Below are 14,930 nucleotides of genomic sequence, written 5' to 3'. Positions count from 1 at the left end.
GCCCCCATGCCCTCATTCGCGTGCCGGCGCACCGCCACCAAAGTTGTTGCCGTCCTGATAGTTACAAGGCGCTTCCTGCATTTCCAAGTGCAGGCCTGTATCCGTATAAGGATGCGCCCGGGCAAGATCTTCATCAAACTCAATGCCGAGGCCTGGCGCCTGTGGTGCGATGATGTATCCATTCTCCCATTCAATTGAATGTTTGATCAGAGGCATGTGGAAGTCACCGCCCGTGCCAATCGTTTCTGCCATCAAAAGGTTCGGGATCGACGCGGCAAGATGAATATTCGCTGCCCATTCCACAGGACCCGCGTAAAGATGCGGGGCCATCTGGGCGTTGTAAGCTTCGGCCAGGACAGCGATTTTTTTGGTTTCCCAGAGACCACCAGAGCGGCCCAGAGCAGGTTGCAGAATCGTTGCGGCACCATTGCGCAGGATGGGTGCAAATTCGGCCTTTGTTGTCAGGCGTTCACCGGTTGCAATTGGGATGGAGGTCGCGCGCGCAACCTTCGCCATTTCGTTGATATTGTCTGGCGGCACGGGTTCTTCATACCACAATGGATCATAGGGTTCGATCGCTTTGGCAAGACGGATCGCACCGGCGGTTGAGAACTGCCCATGGGTGCCAAACAGCAGATCTGCTTTATCGCCAACAGCTTCACGAATAGCTTTGCAGAAGGCGGCGGATTGGCTGATGTCGGACATGGCGGGCATATGACCGCCGCGCAATGTATAAGGACCGGCAGGGTCAAACTTTACGGCGGTAAAGCCCAGTTTGACCATCTCTGACGCGGTTTCGGCGGCCATTTCAGGGCTGGACCAGAAATCCTGCACATTGTGGTGGGGCTGTGGATACAGATAGGTGTAAGACCGGATGCGTTCGTTCATCATCCCGCCCAGCATCGCCCAAACCGGTCGTTCGCGGGCTTTGCCAAGGATATCCCAGCAGGCGATTTCAAGGCCGGAAAAGGCACCAATGACCGTCAGGTCAGGCCGCTGCGTAAAGCCCGAAGAATAAGCCCGGCGAAACATCATTTCCACGTTTTCAGGGTTTTCGCCGTACATGTGCCGTTCAAACATATCGCGGATCACATGTTCCATCGCGGCAGGTCCGATAGAGGCAGCATAGACTTCGCCATAGCCCACAATGCCACAATCGGTCGTCAGTTTGACAAAAATCCAGTAGCGGCCACCCCAGCCCGGGGGCGGGGTGCCAACGGTGAAAATCTCAAGGTCTTTCAGTTTCATTGGCACCTTCCGGTTTTTATTGTGCAGTCATATGCGCATCAACAATGCGTTGGACGGCTGGCGCGAAATGGGCGTAATCCGGGGTTTCCATATCCGGATGTTTGCCCGCCTCATCCAGGTAACGGACCTGGATGATTTTCGCGAGATTTGGGTTCTTTTCAAACGCAGTCACTTCGTCATCCGACATCGGCCCGCCCTGAAGGTTCAGGGAATGGATTGATGCATCAGACAGACGGTCAAAATAGCTGGGTCTTGTCGCGCAAAGATAGCGTTTCGCCGCCACATGGTAACGCACACAATCGGTGATCACGCTTGGGAAAAAGCGTTCCAACACCTTCGCGCCGGCTTCCTCATGGAAACGATCTTCCGTGTCTTCCATGGAAAACGTGCCGAATTCGCTGGTGAAATGGCCGATGTCATGCAACAGGGCCGCGACGACAATCTCATCATCCATGCCGTTGTTTTCAGCAATGGTTGCGCCCTGCAGCATATGCTGCGCCATGGTCACCGGTTCGCCCAGATATTCCTCATCACCACAGCGTTCAAAAATGCCGCCGATGAAGTCCACGATGTTGCTTGCGTTCAGCTCGCTTGGATCTGGTTGCATCAGGCTTCTCCCAGCTCACGTGCGATGGCCGCACGGGTGGACCGCAGGCCGTCCTTATCCGCATAGCACCCCTGCAACCAGCGGCTGCCTTCGCCGGAATAGCCCTTGCGCGCGTGCAGCACGCGGGTGTTATCGACGATGAATGCCTCGCCTGGTGACAGTTTGAATGTCACTTCCATCGCAGGATCATCAATGATCGCGGACAAACGGCGATAGGCGCGATACCAGACCTCCATCGCGTCAAAAGGCACATCCTGCACCGGTGCGATAGAACGTGAGTTAAAGCGCATCTGCACAAACAGACCTTCCGGTGACAGTTCAATCATCGGGCGGTGGGATTGCAGGCAGACATCCGCGCTGCCGGCGTACTCAAAACGAATGGAATAGCTTGCAAGGGCGTCAAACCCTTCCGGATCTTCCTGGCGCAAACGTTCTGCACAGGCGAAACCGTCAACCACCATGTTCTCCCCGCCAGCGGCAGAGTTTTCAAGGCAGGACAGGATCTGCAGGGTTGGTACAGGATCGCGATACGGGTTGTCCGTATGCGCCTGAAGGCCCAGCCCGGTGTAGGCAAGGTTCACCGGGTTCACTTCTGTGCGCACCTCAAAGTGGCGACCATAGTTGGTCTCACGCACGTAACCAAACAGGTCTGCGATATCAAACAGCCCGCCTTCCACGGGTTCCATGCCGGTGACTTTGGCAAAGCCGTAATCCTGCACCGCAGACAGCCACTTCAGTTTGGCGGCCTTGTCTGTTTTCAGCTCGGTCATGTCACCTGTCGGAACATCTGTCAGGGCAGACGTCCAGGCGGTGATGTCCGGGTTCATGCCCGAAACAGCAGGCTTGTCATAGGCATTTTCCAGCAGCCAGTTGATATCGAAAGAATGCGCAGTGTCATCATCTGCAAAACACAGCTCTGCGGTGTCGCCTTTGACATCCGCAGCCTCCAGGGTGATCTCTTCCGGCAGATTTGCCAGTGTCACCAGCCGCTGCCCGTTGCCGGGATCGCGGTAATCTGCACCTGGCAGATTGTCCCGCAGCCAGACGGCGTGGAAACGTGTTTCTTTGCCTGCACCCGTCAGGTGCAGGATATTGTCTTCGATTTTGGTCGTATATGTCATCTGAATATTACCACATTTCGGCGCGCTGCGCCGGATTTCGTGTTTGCGATAGCTTCGTTGATGTCATCAAGCGACCAGCGCCCGGAAATTAACTCATCAAGTTTCAAGCGGTTCTGCTGGTAAAGATCGATCAGCCAGGGGATGTCTCTGGCCAAAACAACATCCCCCATCTTCGAGCCGATCATTTGTTGCCCCAGCGCGGCAACAATAACGGGTTCATAGTCAGCCTTTGCACCTGAATGCGGCATGCCAACCATGACCATTTTTCCTTTCGGGCCAATGTAGCGCAACGCCTGCTCATACGCAGGAATAGCGCCAACGGTGATGAAAACAGCATCCGCCATTGCATCACCTGTAATCTTTGCAACTTCCTTCCATGGTTCACCATCTGAGGCCAGAACACCATGCGTTGCGCCGAATTCTTTTGCGATTTCCAGCTTCTCCGGAACCATATCAATCGCGATAATCTTTGCCGCCCCTGCAATGCGCGCACCCTGAATGGCGTTCAGGCCCACACCGCCCGCGCCAATCACCACGGCGGTTTGCCCCGGACGCAGCGCGGCAGAGTTCACCACAGCCCCGACGCCGGTGATCACACCACAGGCCAGCAATGATGCCACATCCATCGCCATATTATCCGGCAGTTTGGCCAGCTGGCGTGGCTGTACCACAACTTTTTCTGCAAATGCGCCGCAAGCCATGCCCTGGGTCACAGCGGTGCCATCGGGCAGGGTGATCGGACCTTCCATGGAAATGTCGCCATTGCAGGCCACAGGCGCGCCGGACGAACAAGGGGCGCAATCCCCGCAGGACCGGATCAGGGTGACCAGAACCTTATCCCCCATAGCGTAGCCTTTGACGCCAGCCCCCATCGCGGTGATGGTGCCGGCGGCTTCATGGCCATAAATCGCGGGCAATTCACCACCCCAGCCACCATCTATGAAAGAGATGTCGGAATGGCAGATTGCGCAGGCATCCAGAGTGACCTCAACCTCGCCGGCAATCGGCGCGCGCAGATCGACCTCTTCAATCACCAGAGGTGCACCAAATTCACGGGCGACAGCTGCGCGGATACGGGCCATGGGGTCTCTCCTTCGTTGCTTAAAGGTGACCCTGCGAAATCTGAAACGGCGCTGCAAGCAATGTTTGCGACAGAATGGCGTATTTGCGTCAGGTTTTTTCGCCTGTGGGGATTAATTTGCGCCAGCCTGCCAGATAAATCCCAAGACCCAGGGCCATCAGGACCATCGACAGCAGGAAAGGCGCGCCAGGCAGGTAGTATGCTGCACCATCTTCGCTGAACATCGCAAATGTGCGGGTCATGATCAGCGGGGACAGAATCATCCCAAGGGCACCAATGCTGGTCAGAAGCCCCTGTAATTCGCCTTGCTGATCCGCACCCGCCGCGCGGCTCATTAGCCCCTGCATCGCCGGTGTCGCCATGCCGCCGAGGGCGGACAGCGGCGTTAGCCCAAGAACGATCCAGCCATTGGTCAGGATCGCGGTTAAGAAGAAGACAACAATATCCAGTGCAAAACCCAGGATCACGGTTTTACGTTCACCAATCCAGGGGATGATCTTGCGGATAAGCAACCCCTGAGAGATCGCCATAGATATGCCAAACACAGCCAGAGACCAGCCGACCATAGCAGGCGACCAGCCGAAGCGTTCCTGGGTGAAGTATGACCAGATTGCCGGGTAAACGTAAAACGCGACCTGATAGAGGAAATAGACCATCAGCAGTGGTTTGATGCCCGGCAGGCGGCCAATGTTCATAAGTGCCCCAAAGGGATTGGCGCGTTTCCAGTCAAACGGGCGGCGGATCTTATCGGTTACGGTTTCCGGGAACACGAAATAGCCGAAGACAAAGTTACTGCCCGCAAGGATCGCAGCGGCGATAAAAGGTGCGCGTGGACCAAAACTGGCAAGCAACCCGCCAATCACCGGACCCAGTACAAAGCCAACGCCAAAGGCAGCAGAGACCAGCCCGAAGTTCTGAGAACGTTCCTCATCGCTGGAGATATCCGCAATAAAGGCTGCGGCAGTGGAATGCGTCGCGGCCGTGATGCCGCCGATAATACGGCCCAGAAGCAGCAGCCACATAGTGTCCGCCAGCGCCATAACCGCGTAATCCACCGCCATGATAAACAGGGAAATCAGCAGAACCGGGCGTCGTCCATATCGATCCGACAGACTGCCAACGGTCGGGCCAAACAGAAACTGCATGATCGCAAAGGAAAACGACAGATACCCGCCCCAGATCGCCGCATCGGCCAGTGTCGCGCCTTCAATTTCACGGATCAGATCCGGCATCACCGGCATGATCAGACCAATGCCCATGGCGTCTATCACCAGGGTGATCAGAACAAAGATCACCTGAAGGCGGGTGGATTTACCGGACATTGCGCGCTCCTGAATAAGTTCCCTACATCTAAACGGATCAGTTCAGAAATCAAGCATGCCCGCCACAGCAACTACCGTGATTTTTCAGCAATGGTGCACGATCGGATGTGCGAATATGCCCGGTGCGGATCAGGAAATCGGTCAGATGTCGGGCGAATTCTTCGGGCTGTTCTGCACAACACAGGTGCCCGGCGTGACGGATGATTTTGAAATCACTGCCGGGGATCAACTCCAGTGTTTCGCGCATCAGGTCGGGTGGTGTGGCGCGATCATCTACGCCACACAGGCCCAGTGCAGGCAGGCGCAGGCCTGATGTGGGGGTGAAGAAATCCGTGCCGGACACGGCCGCAATCGCCCCGCAATACCCATCAATCGGTGTGTTCACCAACATGTCACGCCAGTGCGAAAGCCCGTCAGGACTGACAAACGTCTGGCCTTTGCGCAGGAACCAGTGTTTGGCAATCTCATCCGCCAGCGCAGACAGCCCATGTTTGCGCACCGCCTCAGCCCGATCATCCCAAAGCTTCGGCATGCCGATCTTTGCCGCAGTGCCCACAAGCATCAGTGCGCGCACCTGATCCAGCCGCTTCACCGCCAGCCCCTGGGCAATCATCCCGCCAAGGGACAAGCCGCACAGCATGACGTCGCGCAGCTCCAGATGATCCAGCAGGCTTTCCACATCACGCACCATTGCCCCCATAGAATAGGGGGCGGGCGGCGCATCACTTTGTCCGTGCCCGCGCAGATCAATGCGCACCACGCGCAGCCCGTCTGGCACATGCGGCAGGACCGCATCCCACAGATGCAGGTTCGTCCCCAGCGCATGCAACAGCACCAGAGGCGCGCCATCACGTGGACCTTCATCCATGTAGTGCAGCCGGGTGCCATTCACTTCCGCAAAGGGCATCAGTCGTCGCCGATCCGCATATGCGCCATGATCTGCCCGTGGTCAGAGGCCAGCTTGTTATAAGGCGCTTCGGCGTGGGATCCGTCGGTCAGGTGATCATTGAGGACAGAGAAATATTCCATCTCACCAATCGCATCCGGGTTTTCCGGCATGAAATGGTGGCTCATCAGGATCTGATCGATGCTCTCAAACACCCCGCCAAAGGCAGAGGTATAAACCATGTCGCGCAGCGATTTGCGCACAAACAGCTTTTCAGCGGAATGCAGGCGCATAGATGTAATCGCCTTTTGGATCTGTTCATTCTGATCGCGGGAATAGCGTTCATTGGCGCGATCCGCATCATGGCGGCGCATCCAGGAATAGTTCTTAAACGGGGCCTCGCCCGTGATGATCTCGCTGCTGACCGCATGTTCACTGTCGTTGAAATCCCCCAGCACCATCACCGGATTGCCGGCGGTCAGTTCCTTCACGATCTCATTGCGCAGAACCCAGGCTTCGGCCATGCGGCGCAGGCCAGCACGCAGGGCACCAAGGGCACGACCGGCGGGATCATAGGCCAGAAGATCCGATTCGGGTGCGAAATCAGCACCTTCCGGACGTTTGAATTCGCCAAGCTTGGATTTCAGGTGACAGTTGAAGACAGTCACCACCTGATCGCCAACGGGGATACGCACCTTCAAAACAGGTCGCGACAGGCGTGAAATGCGGAAAGATCCGCCATCGCCATCAGTCAGGCCACCAAATTCAATATCCAGCGGCTCAGGCAGTGCCTGGATCACTTCCGGGTCGCCAACAAACCCCATGCGCGACAGAACTGCAACGCCTGGGCGGCGTTCACCGGGCTCACCGTCATTCACGTTGGCCGCAAAGGCGAGGGCGGCGTTTTTGCCATAGGGTGCGTAGGCTAGTTTACAGAAGATCGCCTTTTTCGCATAGCGTTTGGACCGATCCGGGATCGCGCTTTCGTTAGAGGCTTCGCCGCGTTTGTCGGCCTCAGCAATCACGGCACGCAGGGCGTCTTCTTCAAAAATCTCCTGAAAACCAACAACATCCGCGTCCAGCGACAGAACCTGATCGGCCAGCCAGTCTTCCTTCCAGGCGTGTTCTTCCGGGGTGTATTTTTCAAAACGGTAATATTCCTGATCGGCGCCAATCAGGTTTTTGACGTTAAAAGATGCAATCGTAAATCGGGGCATATCAGCTCTCCAGTGTCTGTAGGGCGCGGGCAAACATGGCCGGGTCGACATTGCCGCCCGAGGCCACGCAGACCGCTGTATCTTTGGTTAACTTATCGCCGTGGAACAGGGCCGCCGCAAGGGAGGTCGCGCCGCCGGGTTCAATCACGATCTTCAGGCGCAAAAAGGCCAGGGCCATGGCGCGCAGGCATTCCTCATCCGTGACGACAATGCCGGAACCGCAGTTTTCTTTCATAATCGGGAAGGTGATGTCGCCTGGGGCCGGGGTGACGATTGCGTCACAGATTGACCCTTCCGGGGTTGCGTTCTGTTCAATCCGCCCGGACGCGAGCGAGCGTGCGGTGTCGTCAAATCCTTCGGGTTCACATGGGCGGACCAGCATGTCAGGGACGTCCTGCGCAAGGGCAATTGAGATGCCCGAGGTCAGCCCGCCGCCGCCACAAGGCACCAGAACTTCGGCATTGTCACCGGGTAAATCTGTAGCAATTTCAAGGCCTACCGTCCCCTGACCTGCGATCACCATGGGTTCGTCATAGGGTTTGATCAGTGTCAGGCTACGTTCCGCAGACAGGCGATCACCGATTTCTTCGCGGGCTTCTGTTGCGCGGTCATACAGCACAACTTCAGCCCCCAGCGCGCGGGTGTTGGCGATTTTCAGGGCCGGGGCGTTTTGGGGCATGATGATCACGGACGGGATGCCGTGGCGCGCTGCGGCCAGCGCCACGCCCTGGGCGTGGTTGCCAGACGAAAATGCGATGACACCGTTTTTGCGCTGATCCTCGGGCAGGGCAGAGACCGCTGACCAGGCACCGCGAAATTTGAATGATCCTGTATGTTGCAGGCATTCCGGTTTTACAAAGATCTTCCGCCCGGCGATTTCGTCCAGAAAGGGAGAGGACAGCAGCGGCGTGTGGCGGGATTGCCCGCTCAGGCGGTGTTGTGCGGCTTGGATATCAGCGTAAGTGATCATCAGATCATCCTTAGAAATTTGTGAATTACATCAAGGCTTTCTACCTCATCCAGGAACGGCACATGGCCACGATCAGGCACATTGGCAAACGACATATCCGGGCGGCGGCGCTGCATTTCTTGTGCGCATTCTTCCGTCAGAAGATTGGAATTTGTCCCGCGCAACAGCGCCAGCGGCAGACCATCCAGCGCATCAAACAACGGCCAGAGATTCGGTTGTTCCGTGGTTTTCAACCCTTCGCCCACTGCGTCGCGCAGATTGCGGTCATACATGATTTCAAGGCCGCGATCAGACAGGGTGAACTGGTTCTGGACCTCTTCCAACCAGCGGGTCATCGGCACATTCGGAAAGTCCGTGAAATACTTCGCCCGCATCGCGGCGGCATCTTCATAGGTTTTTTGCGGCGGGCGACGACCCAGATAGGTCATAATATATTTACGCCCGCTGGCCGCGATTTCCGGACCGATGTCGTTCAGACAAACGCCGCTAAGTCTTTGTTTTGCAACAGCCGCCAGAAGCATGGCGATCAACCCGCCACGAGAGGTACCGATGATGGTGACCTGATCCAGCGCCAGGTGATCCAGCAGTTCAAGCTGATCGCGGGCCTCAATTTCAACCGTGTAGGTCTGATATGGTGCGTGATCGGATCGCCCCCGGCCGCGATAATCCGGGCGGATCACGCGGTAATCGGTCAGATGTGGCACCAGGTGATTGAAGTCTTTTGCATTGCGGGTCAGGCCGGAAAGTAGCAGCAGGGGCTTGCCCTCGCCCTCGTCAGAATAGCCGATCTGAATGCCGTCGGATGTTGTGTAGTATTTTGTATTCACAGAGATTTCGCCAGTTCCGGGATTGTTGTCAGATCGCTCACGATATGCCGGGGCGTCCAGGGCATACGATCGACCGGCAGGCCCATGCGATTAACCCAGGCCGTGTGAAATCCATAACCCGTGGCGCAGGCCGCATCCCAGCCGTTGGAGGACACAAACAGCACCTCTTCATTGGCGCTACCGAACCTGTCGCCTACCATATCATAGACCCGCGCGTGGGGTTTGTAGACGCCGACGTTTTCGACCGACAGGCAGTCATCCAGCAGATCTGCAATGTCCGCGCTTTTCATCGCACTTTGCAACATCTTCGGTTCGCCATTTGAAAGAATTGCAAGTCTATATCCGGCATTCTTTAAAGTCTTTAACATCTCCGGAACCTCCGGATACGCTGACAATTCTGCATAGAGTTGCATCAGGCGAGTGCGCAGATCGTCGCCTTCCAGCCCGTGTTTCTCCATCGCCCAGTCAAGCCCGTCGCGCGTGACTTGCCAGAAATCATCATGGGCATCTGCAACGGCCCGCAGCCAGGTGTATTCCAGTTGCTTCAATCGCCAGTCCGCGGCCAGCGCCTGCCAGCAGGCGGCCAGGGTTTCGTTCCCGGGTTCTTCCGCAGCCTCACGTGCCGCAGCACTGACATCAAACAAAGTGCCATAGGCATCAAAGATGCAGGTCGTGATCGTCATGACAGTCTCCCTTCATGGGGAAGGTGGCACAGTGCGGGGCGAAGGTGAACCCCTTCTGTGGTCACATGAGACGGGGCAGGATCAGAGCGGCGATCATCGGGAAGGCGCCCAGCAAAAATGCCAGCGTACAGGTCGCCCAGGCAATGAAGCACCAAGTGGCCTGAAAGCGGGTCAGCGGGCGCTGATGTGAGGAAACGACCGGGGCTGTGAAGGCGCTTTGTAGGCCGAAAAGGGCAAAAATTGTCAGGAAGACGGACTGCGTCAACAGGCCGATGCCAGCGAACATGACGGACATGCCGATGGTCATGAACTGGGCAAACCCCGGGCTGAAGGCATAGAAGATTGTGCGCAAGATGCGGCCACCATCAAGCGGCCAGAAAGGCAGGAGGTTAAAGAAGTTCAAAAGCCCCAGAACCATGGCAAACATCTGCAGGAATGAAGACGCCATAAAGAACCCCATGTTCATCAGAACATTTGCCAACCCCAGGGCCAGTAGCATCGGCGCAAGGCAGATGCCGGGTCCCATGATGGTGATAAACAGATCCTCTTTCTGTGTGTCGGGCAAGCGGTCTGAAATGGCGACGCCGCCAAACAGCGGCACCAGCCGGAACCGTGCATCCTGATGGCCGCAGACCCGGAAAGCAGCGACATGGCCGTATTCATGGATCACCACACCCAGCATAATCGCAATGCCAAACATCCAGCCAAAAACCCACATGGCAAGCCCGACGGCCAGCGCGCCCATCAAAAGCGATTGTGGTTCATTCCCGCCCAGACGCAGGGCACGTTTGGCCCGTAACCCGCCGCGCAGGGTCAGATAAGTGAGAAAGCTGAGGAAGAGGGCACCGATCAGAAGCACTTTGAACACCTTTGGAAATGATTGTTATGGCGATAGGTTGCGCTGCCAGGCGGGGCAAGTCGCGTCAGATCAGTGATCATGATCGCACTTCGAATGATCAGAAAGTGATGCCAATACATAACAGTTTGCGGCCTGTCCTGTGCCACTGCAGCCTTCTGAAATGCGGGACAGTTCCTGTTCCAGGTTTTGCAATTTTGCCATTTTTTCCCGCACGCCAGACAGTTGCTGATCTGCGATCTCACTGGCTTCGGCGCAGGAACGATCCGGGTGGTTCTGCAAAGTGATCAGGGCACGGATCGCATCAATCGGGAAACCCAGATCCCTTGCGTGTCTGATAAAGCTGAGCCGTTCCAGGGCTGCGTCATCATAGCGGCGCTGATTGCCTGCGGTACGCCCAGCTTCGGCCAGCAGGCCGATTTCTTCGTAATAGCGGATAGTCGGGACCTTTACCTTTGTGTGTTCCGACAATGTGCCGATGGAATACATGAAAAACCTCTTGAACCTCTAGTCACTGGAGAAACTATATCATCTGCTATGAAATCGAAAAGGAGATTCGCATGGCAGGTTGTTGCGGACATGAGGCCCGGTTTGACGGGGTATCGGATGATTATAAACGCCGGCTTTGGCTGGTGATCGCGATCAATGCGGTGATGTTTGTGGTGGAAATCGTGGCGGGGCATCTGGCGAAATCCCAGGCTTTGCAAGCTGATGCACTGGATTTTCTGGGGGATTCGCTGACCTACGGGATTTCGCTGGCGGTGATCGGGGCATCTTTGCGGGTGCGGGCGAATGCGGCGATGCTGAAGGGGATCAGCCTGCTTGCCATGGGGGGCTGGGTGTTCGGTTCGACCCTGTATCGCGTGTTTTATGTTGGGGTGCCTGAAGCAGACATTATGGGGCTGATCGGTTTTCTTGCACTGGTGGCAAATCTGGCCAGTGTTCTGATCCTTGCGCGCTATAAAGACGGGGATGCGAATGTGCGATCTGTCTGGCTGTGTTCCCGCAATGATGCGATCGGCAATGTTGCGGTGATGATTGCGGCGCTGGGCGTCTGGGGTTCAGCCACTGGCTGGCCGGATCTGATTGTAGCCGGGATAATGGCGGGGCTGTTTCTGTCGTCTGCAGCGCAGATCATTCGTCAGGCAATGGCCGAGAAGAGGGACGTTGCCTGACGTTTTCTTTCAAAGAAAACGACCCGGAAACTTTGAAAGTTTCCGGGCGCGTCAATGTCAGGTCGGGCTGTTTGATCAGCCGTGATATTTACTCATGGCGACAGTGCCATTGGTGCCGCCAAAGCCGAAGCTGTTGGACAGAACTGTGTCGATATCCGCGTTCGCAACGAATTCAGTCGCGATTTCATCGGCGCGAATGGCCGGGTCGAGTTCTTCGATGTTTGCGGAAGGCGCGATGAATTTATTTTCCATCATGATGAGGGAATAGATCGCTTCCTGCACACCAGCACCACCAAGGCAGTGACCGGTCACGGATTTTGTGGAGGTGATCGGCGGCACATTGCCTTCGCCAAACACACGACGCACGGCTTCAACTTCGGTCACGTCACCGGCAGGGGTGGATGTGCCGTGGGCGTTAATATAACCGACTTTGCGATCACCAATGGTGGACATGGCCAGACGCATGGAACGTTCTCCGCCTTCACCGGATGGGGCAACCATATCGTGGCCATCAGATGTCGCGCCGTAACCGGTGACTTCTGCGTAGATCTTTGCGCCACGGGCCAAAGCGTGGTTCAGTTCCTCAAGAACCACAACACCACCACCGCCAGCAATCACGAAACCATCGCGATTTGCGTCAAACGCACGCGAGGCTTTTTCCGGCGTGTCGTTATATTTGGAAGACATGGCACCCATGGCGTCAAACAGACAAGACAGGGTCCAGTCGAGTTCTTCACCGCCACCGGCAAAGATCACGTCCTGCTTGCCCATCTGGATCTGCTCAACACCGTTGCCCATGCAGTGCAGGGAGGTGGTGCAGGCGGAGGTGATGGAATAGTTCACGCCCTTGATCTTAAACGGAGTCGCAAGACAGGCAGAGTTCGTGGACGACATGCAGCGCGTCACCATGAAAGGGCCCATACGCTTTGGCGCGCCTTTTTCTTTCACGATGTTATGGGCCTGGAAGAAGTTTGAGGTGGACGGGCCACCGGACCCCATCACCAGACCGGTGCGCTCATTGGAAATGTCGCTTTCCTCAAGGCCCGAATCTTTAATCGCTTCTTCCATCGCGATATAGTTATAGGCCGCACCCGGGCCCATAAAGCGCAGCTGGCGCTTGTCGATATGTTCGGTGATGTCGATCTGTGGCATGCCGTGGATCTGGCTGCGGAAACCGTTTTCCGTGTATTCTTCAGCTTTAACAATACCGGATTTTCCGGTGCGCAGGGCTTCGGTGACTTCGGAAATATTGTTCCCGATGGAGGACACAACGCCCATCCCGGTGATGACTACTCGGCGCATCTGCGCTCTCCTTCTTCAGGGTCTGTCAGCCCCGTTTTAACACAGGGCTGCATCAGATATAGGACAGTTTTTCAGAGATTTCAGCCGAAATCAGCTTTCCGACAGGGCAACTTTCATGTCTTTGACCTGGTAGATCACTTCGCCGTCGGCCTCAACGATACCGTCAGCAACACCCATGGTCAGGCGGCGGGTCTGGATCGCTTTGGTGAAATCAATCTTATAAGTCAGCTTCTTACGGTCAGGGCGCACCATGCCGGTCAGCTTTACTTCGCCAACGCCCAGCGCATAGCCACGACCCAGCCAGCCACGCCAGCCAAGGTTGAAACCGGTCAGCTGCCACAGGCCATCAAGGCCAAGACAGCCGGGCATGATTGGGTTGCCGGGGAAGTGGCAGTCAAAGAACCACAGGTCCGGGGTGATGTCGAATTCTGCCAGAACATGACCTTTGCCATGGGCACCGCCATCGCCGGAAATCTCAGTGATACGGTCCATCATCAGCATGGGCGGCGCAGGCAGCTGTGCGTTGCCGGGGCCGAAAAGCTCGCCGCGGGAACATTTCAGAAGGTCTTCTTTATCAAAGCTGCTTGGGTATTGGGCCATTGATGGCGGTCCTTTATCTTCACTGTTGGTTGGCTCATTTAACAGAGCGGGGCCTGACAGGGCAAGCACTGTGGTGCGCATGCGGTGCCGTTACGGCACATATGTCGCGAATATGTTTGAATTCCCCGCAGATTTCACGCTATATGAGAATAACTCGCAAAGAAGATACCGGTTATGACTGCGCAAATCCCGCCTGAAGCAAGACAAAGCGCCATTGATCTCAGCACCGCCTGGCTTTCCCAGGCCGGTCTGCGCCCGACCCGTCAGCGGGTGAATCTGGCGACTCTCTTGGTGGGGGACGGTCAGGATCGTCACGTGACTGCGGAAACCCTTTATGACGCGTCCCGCATGTCTGCTGATCCCGTGTCTCTGGCCACGGTTTACAACACGCTGAAGGCGTTTTGTGATGCAGGCGTGTTGCGCGAAATCACTGTGGACGGGTCCAAATCCTATTTCGATACCAACTTAACAGATCATCCGCATTTCTACTGGGAAGACAGTGGCACCCTGACAGACGCCCCGGCGGAAGAGCTTGAACTCGCCCGCGTGCCGGATGCCCCTGCCGGTATGGAAATCGCTAAGGTCGACGTGGTGATCCGCCTGCGGGCGAAGTGATGTTAACGCTACAAGCGCAGTGATGAGATCTGACATGTTTCAGTTGTATGGTCGTGATCCTGATTTCGAAGCGCTGATAACAGTTCCACCACTCGCACAAAGTCCCAGGCGAACACCTCCAGGGAATGGTATCAGGTGGGACTTCGCATATGTCGAAACTGCGGGGCATGATTGCATATATTGTATTCATCCGTATTTTCTGAGTGCGTCAAGGGAGCCGCTTGAGTATGGCGTTCCCCTTGAAGGAGAATATCATGCATTCATGTATATTCTCTTCGAAGAGATGATGGATTTTCATCGTGGTTTCATTTCGGTAGGAACTCAATTTGAGTGCCGGGAAGCCAGTAAGTCCTGTGCCTTTGGGCAAGTAACCCGTTTGATCGGTCTCGCTTCATGATTGTTGCAGTTGCAGTTCTCATT

The 14,930-nt window shown here is 56.1% G+C and carries 16 protein-coding genes; 2 read left to right on the top strand and 14 right to left on the bottom strand.

Translation table 11 applies throughout. From position 1 onward, the window contains the following. Positions 1–12: 12 nt before the first annotated feature. From H1D41_RS11670 to H1D41_RS11615, 12 genes are all read right to left on the bottom strand, one after another. Complete coding sequence (locus H1D41_RS11670) at positions 13–1,248, bottom strand: mandelate racemase/muconate lactonizing enzyme family protein (protein WP_228849073.1); 1,236 nt, start codon at positions 1,246–1,248, stop codon at positions 13–15. Positions 1,249–1,264: 16 nt separating this feature from the next. Beyond that, a complete protein-coding gene (gene tmpB, locus H1D41_RS11665) occupies positions 1,265–1,855 on the bottom strand; it encodes a (R)-1-hydroxy-2-trimethylaminoethylphosphonate oxygenase (RefSeq protein WP_228849072.1) in 591 nt (196 codons plus the stop codon). Next, positions 1,855–2,976 (bottom strand): 2-trimethylaminoethylphosphonate dioxygenase, encoded by a 1,122-nt coding sequence (gene tmpA, locus H1D41_RS11660; protein WP_228849071.1) that lies wholly within the window; start codon positions 2,974–2,976, stop codon positions 1,855–1,857. Before tmpA ends, tmpB begins: the two co-directional genes overlap by 1 nt. Then, positions 2,973–4,058: a zinc-binding dehydrogenase gene (locus H1D41_RS11655; RefSeq protein ID WP_228849070.1), complete on the bottom strand. Its 1,086-nt coding sequence runs from the start codon at positions 4,056–4,058 to the stop codon at positions 2,973–2,975. The genes tmpA and H1D41_RS11655 overlap by 4 nt, the downstream gene beginning before the upstream one ends. An 88-nt stretch (positions 4,059–4,146) precedes the next feature. Further along, positions 4,147–5,379, bottom strand: a complete 1,233-nt coding sequence (locus H1D41_RS11650) for a TCR/Tet family MFS transporter (RefSeq protein WP_228849069.1) — start codon at positions 5,377–5,379, stop codon at positions 4,147–4,149. Positions 5,380–5,428: 49 nt separating this feature from the next. Continuing rightward, positions 5,429–6,286, bottom strand: coding sequence for a 3-oxoadipate enol-lactonase (gene pcaD / locus H1D41_RS11645; protein ID WP_228849068.1), 858 nt, complete (start codon positions 6,284–6,286; stop codon positions 5,429–5,431). Further along, positions 6,286–7,482 carry an endonuclease/exonuclease/phosphatase family protein gene (locus tag H1D41_RS11640; RefSeq protein ID WP_228849067.1) on the bottom strand — a complete coding sequence of 399 codons (1,197 nt, stop codon included), beginning with the start codon at positions 7,480–7,482 and terminating at the stop codon, positions 6,286–6,288. The genes pcaD and H1D41_RS11640 overlap by 1 nt, the downstream gene beginning before the upstream one ends. Before the next feature lies 1 nt (position 7,483). Continuing rightward, positions 7,484–8,452, bottom strand: a complete 969-nt coding sequence (locus H1D41_RS11635) for a threonine ammonia-lyase (RefSeq protein WP_228849066.1) — start codon at positions 8,450–8,452, stop codon at positions 7,484–7,486. After that, positions 8,452–9,279 carry an alpha/beta fold hydrolase gene (locus tag H1D41_RS11630; RefSeq protein WP_228849065.1) on the bottom strand — a complete coding sequence of 276 codons (828 nt, stop codon included), beginning with the start codon at positions 9,277–9,279 and terminating at the stop codon, positions 8,452–8,454. Before H1D41_RS11630 ends, H1D41_RS11635 begins: the two co-directional genes overlap by 1 nt. Beyond that, complete coding sequence (locus tag H1D41_RS11625; RefSeq protein ID WP_228849064.1) at positions 9,276–9,962, bottom strand: haloacid dehalogenase type II; 687 nt, start codon at positions 9,960–9,962, stop codon at positions 9,276–9,278. The genes H1D41_RS11630 and H1D41_RS11625 overlap by 4 nt, the downstream gene beginning before the upstream one ends. A gap of 61 nt (positions 9,963–10,023) precedes the next feature. After that, a complete protein-coding gene (locus H1D41_RS11620; protein ID WP_228849063.1) occupies positions 10,024–10,821 on the bottom strand; it encodes a metalloprotease in 798 nt (265 codons plus the stop codon). Positions 10,822–10,890: 69 nt separating this feature from the next. Next, positions 10,891–11,307, bottom strand: a complete 417-nt coding sequence (locus H1D41_RS11615; protein WP_228849062.1) for a MerR family transcriptional regulator — start codon at positions 11,305–11,307, stop codon at positions 10,891–10,893. A gap of 71 nt (positions 11,308–11,378) precedes the next feature. On the opposite strand from H1D41_RS11615, the gene H1D41_RS11610 reads away from it, so the two are divergent. Further along, on the top strand, positions 11,379–11,993 hold the full coding sequence (locus H1D41_RS11610; RefSeq protein WP_228849061.1) for a cation transporter: 615 nt from the start codon (positions 11,379–11,381) through the stop codon (positions 11,991–11,993). A 75-nt stretch (positions 11,994–12,068) separates the two neighbouring features. Here H1D41_RS11610 and fabB read toward each other — a convergent pair whose 3' ends face one another. Both fabB and fabA read right to left on the bottom strand, forming a co-directional pair. Next, on the bottom strand, positions 12,069–13,295 hold the full coding sequence (gene fabB, locus H1D41_RS11605) for a beta-ketoacyl-ACP synthase I (protein ID WP_228849060.1): 1,227 nt from the start codon (positions 13,293–13,295) through the stop codon (positions 12,069–12,071). A gap of 90 nt (positions 13,296–13,385) precedes the next feature. Next, entirely contained in the window at positions 13,386–13,895 is a 510-nt protein-coding gene (gene fabA, locus H1D41_RS11600) for a bifunctional 3-hydroxydecanoyl-ACP dehydratase/trans-2-decenoyl-ACP isomerase (RefSeq protein ID WP_228849059.1), read from the bottom strand. A gap of 174 nt (positions 13,896–14,069) precedes the next feature. Between fabA and irrA the strand changes: the two genes are divergently transcribed. After that, entirely contained in the window at positions 14,070–14,510 is a 441-nt protein-coding gene (gene irrA, locus H1D41_RS11595; RefSeq protein ID WP_228849058.1) for an iron response transcriptional regulator IrrA, read from the top strand. Positions 14,511–14,930: the final 420 nt, after the last annotated feature.

This window comes from Halocynthiibacter styelae (assembly GCF_016123485.1).
GTDB classification, from domain to species: domain Bacteria; phylum Pseudomonadota; class Alphaproteobacteria; order Rhodobacterales; family Rhodobacteraceae; genus Halocynthiibacter; species Halocynthiibacter styelae.
The sequence above is the reverse complement of the archived record's forward strand: the minus strand, read 5'-3'. Positions and strand labels throughout refer to the sequence as shown.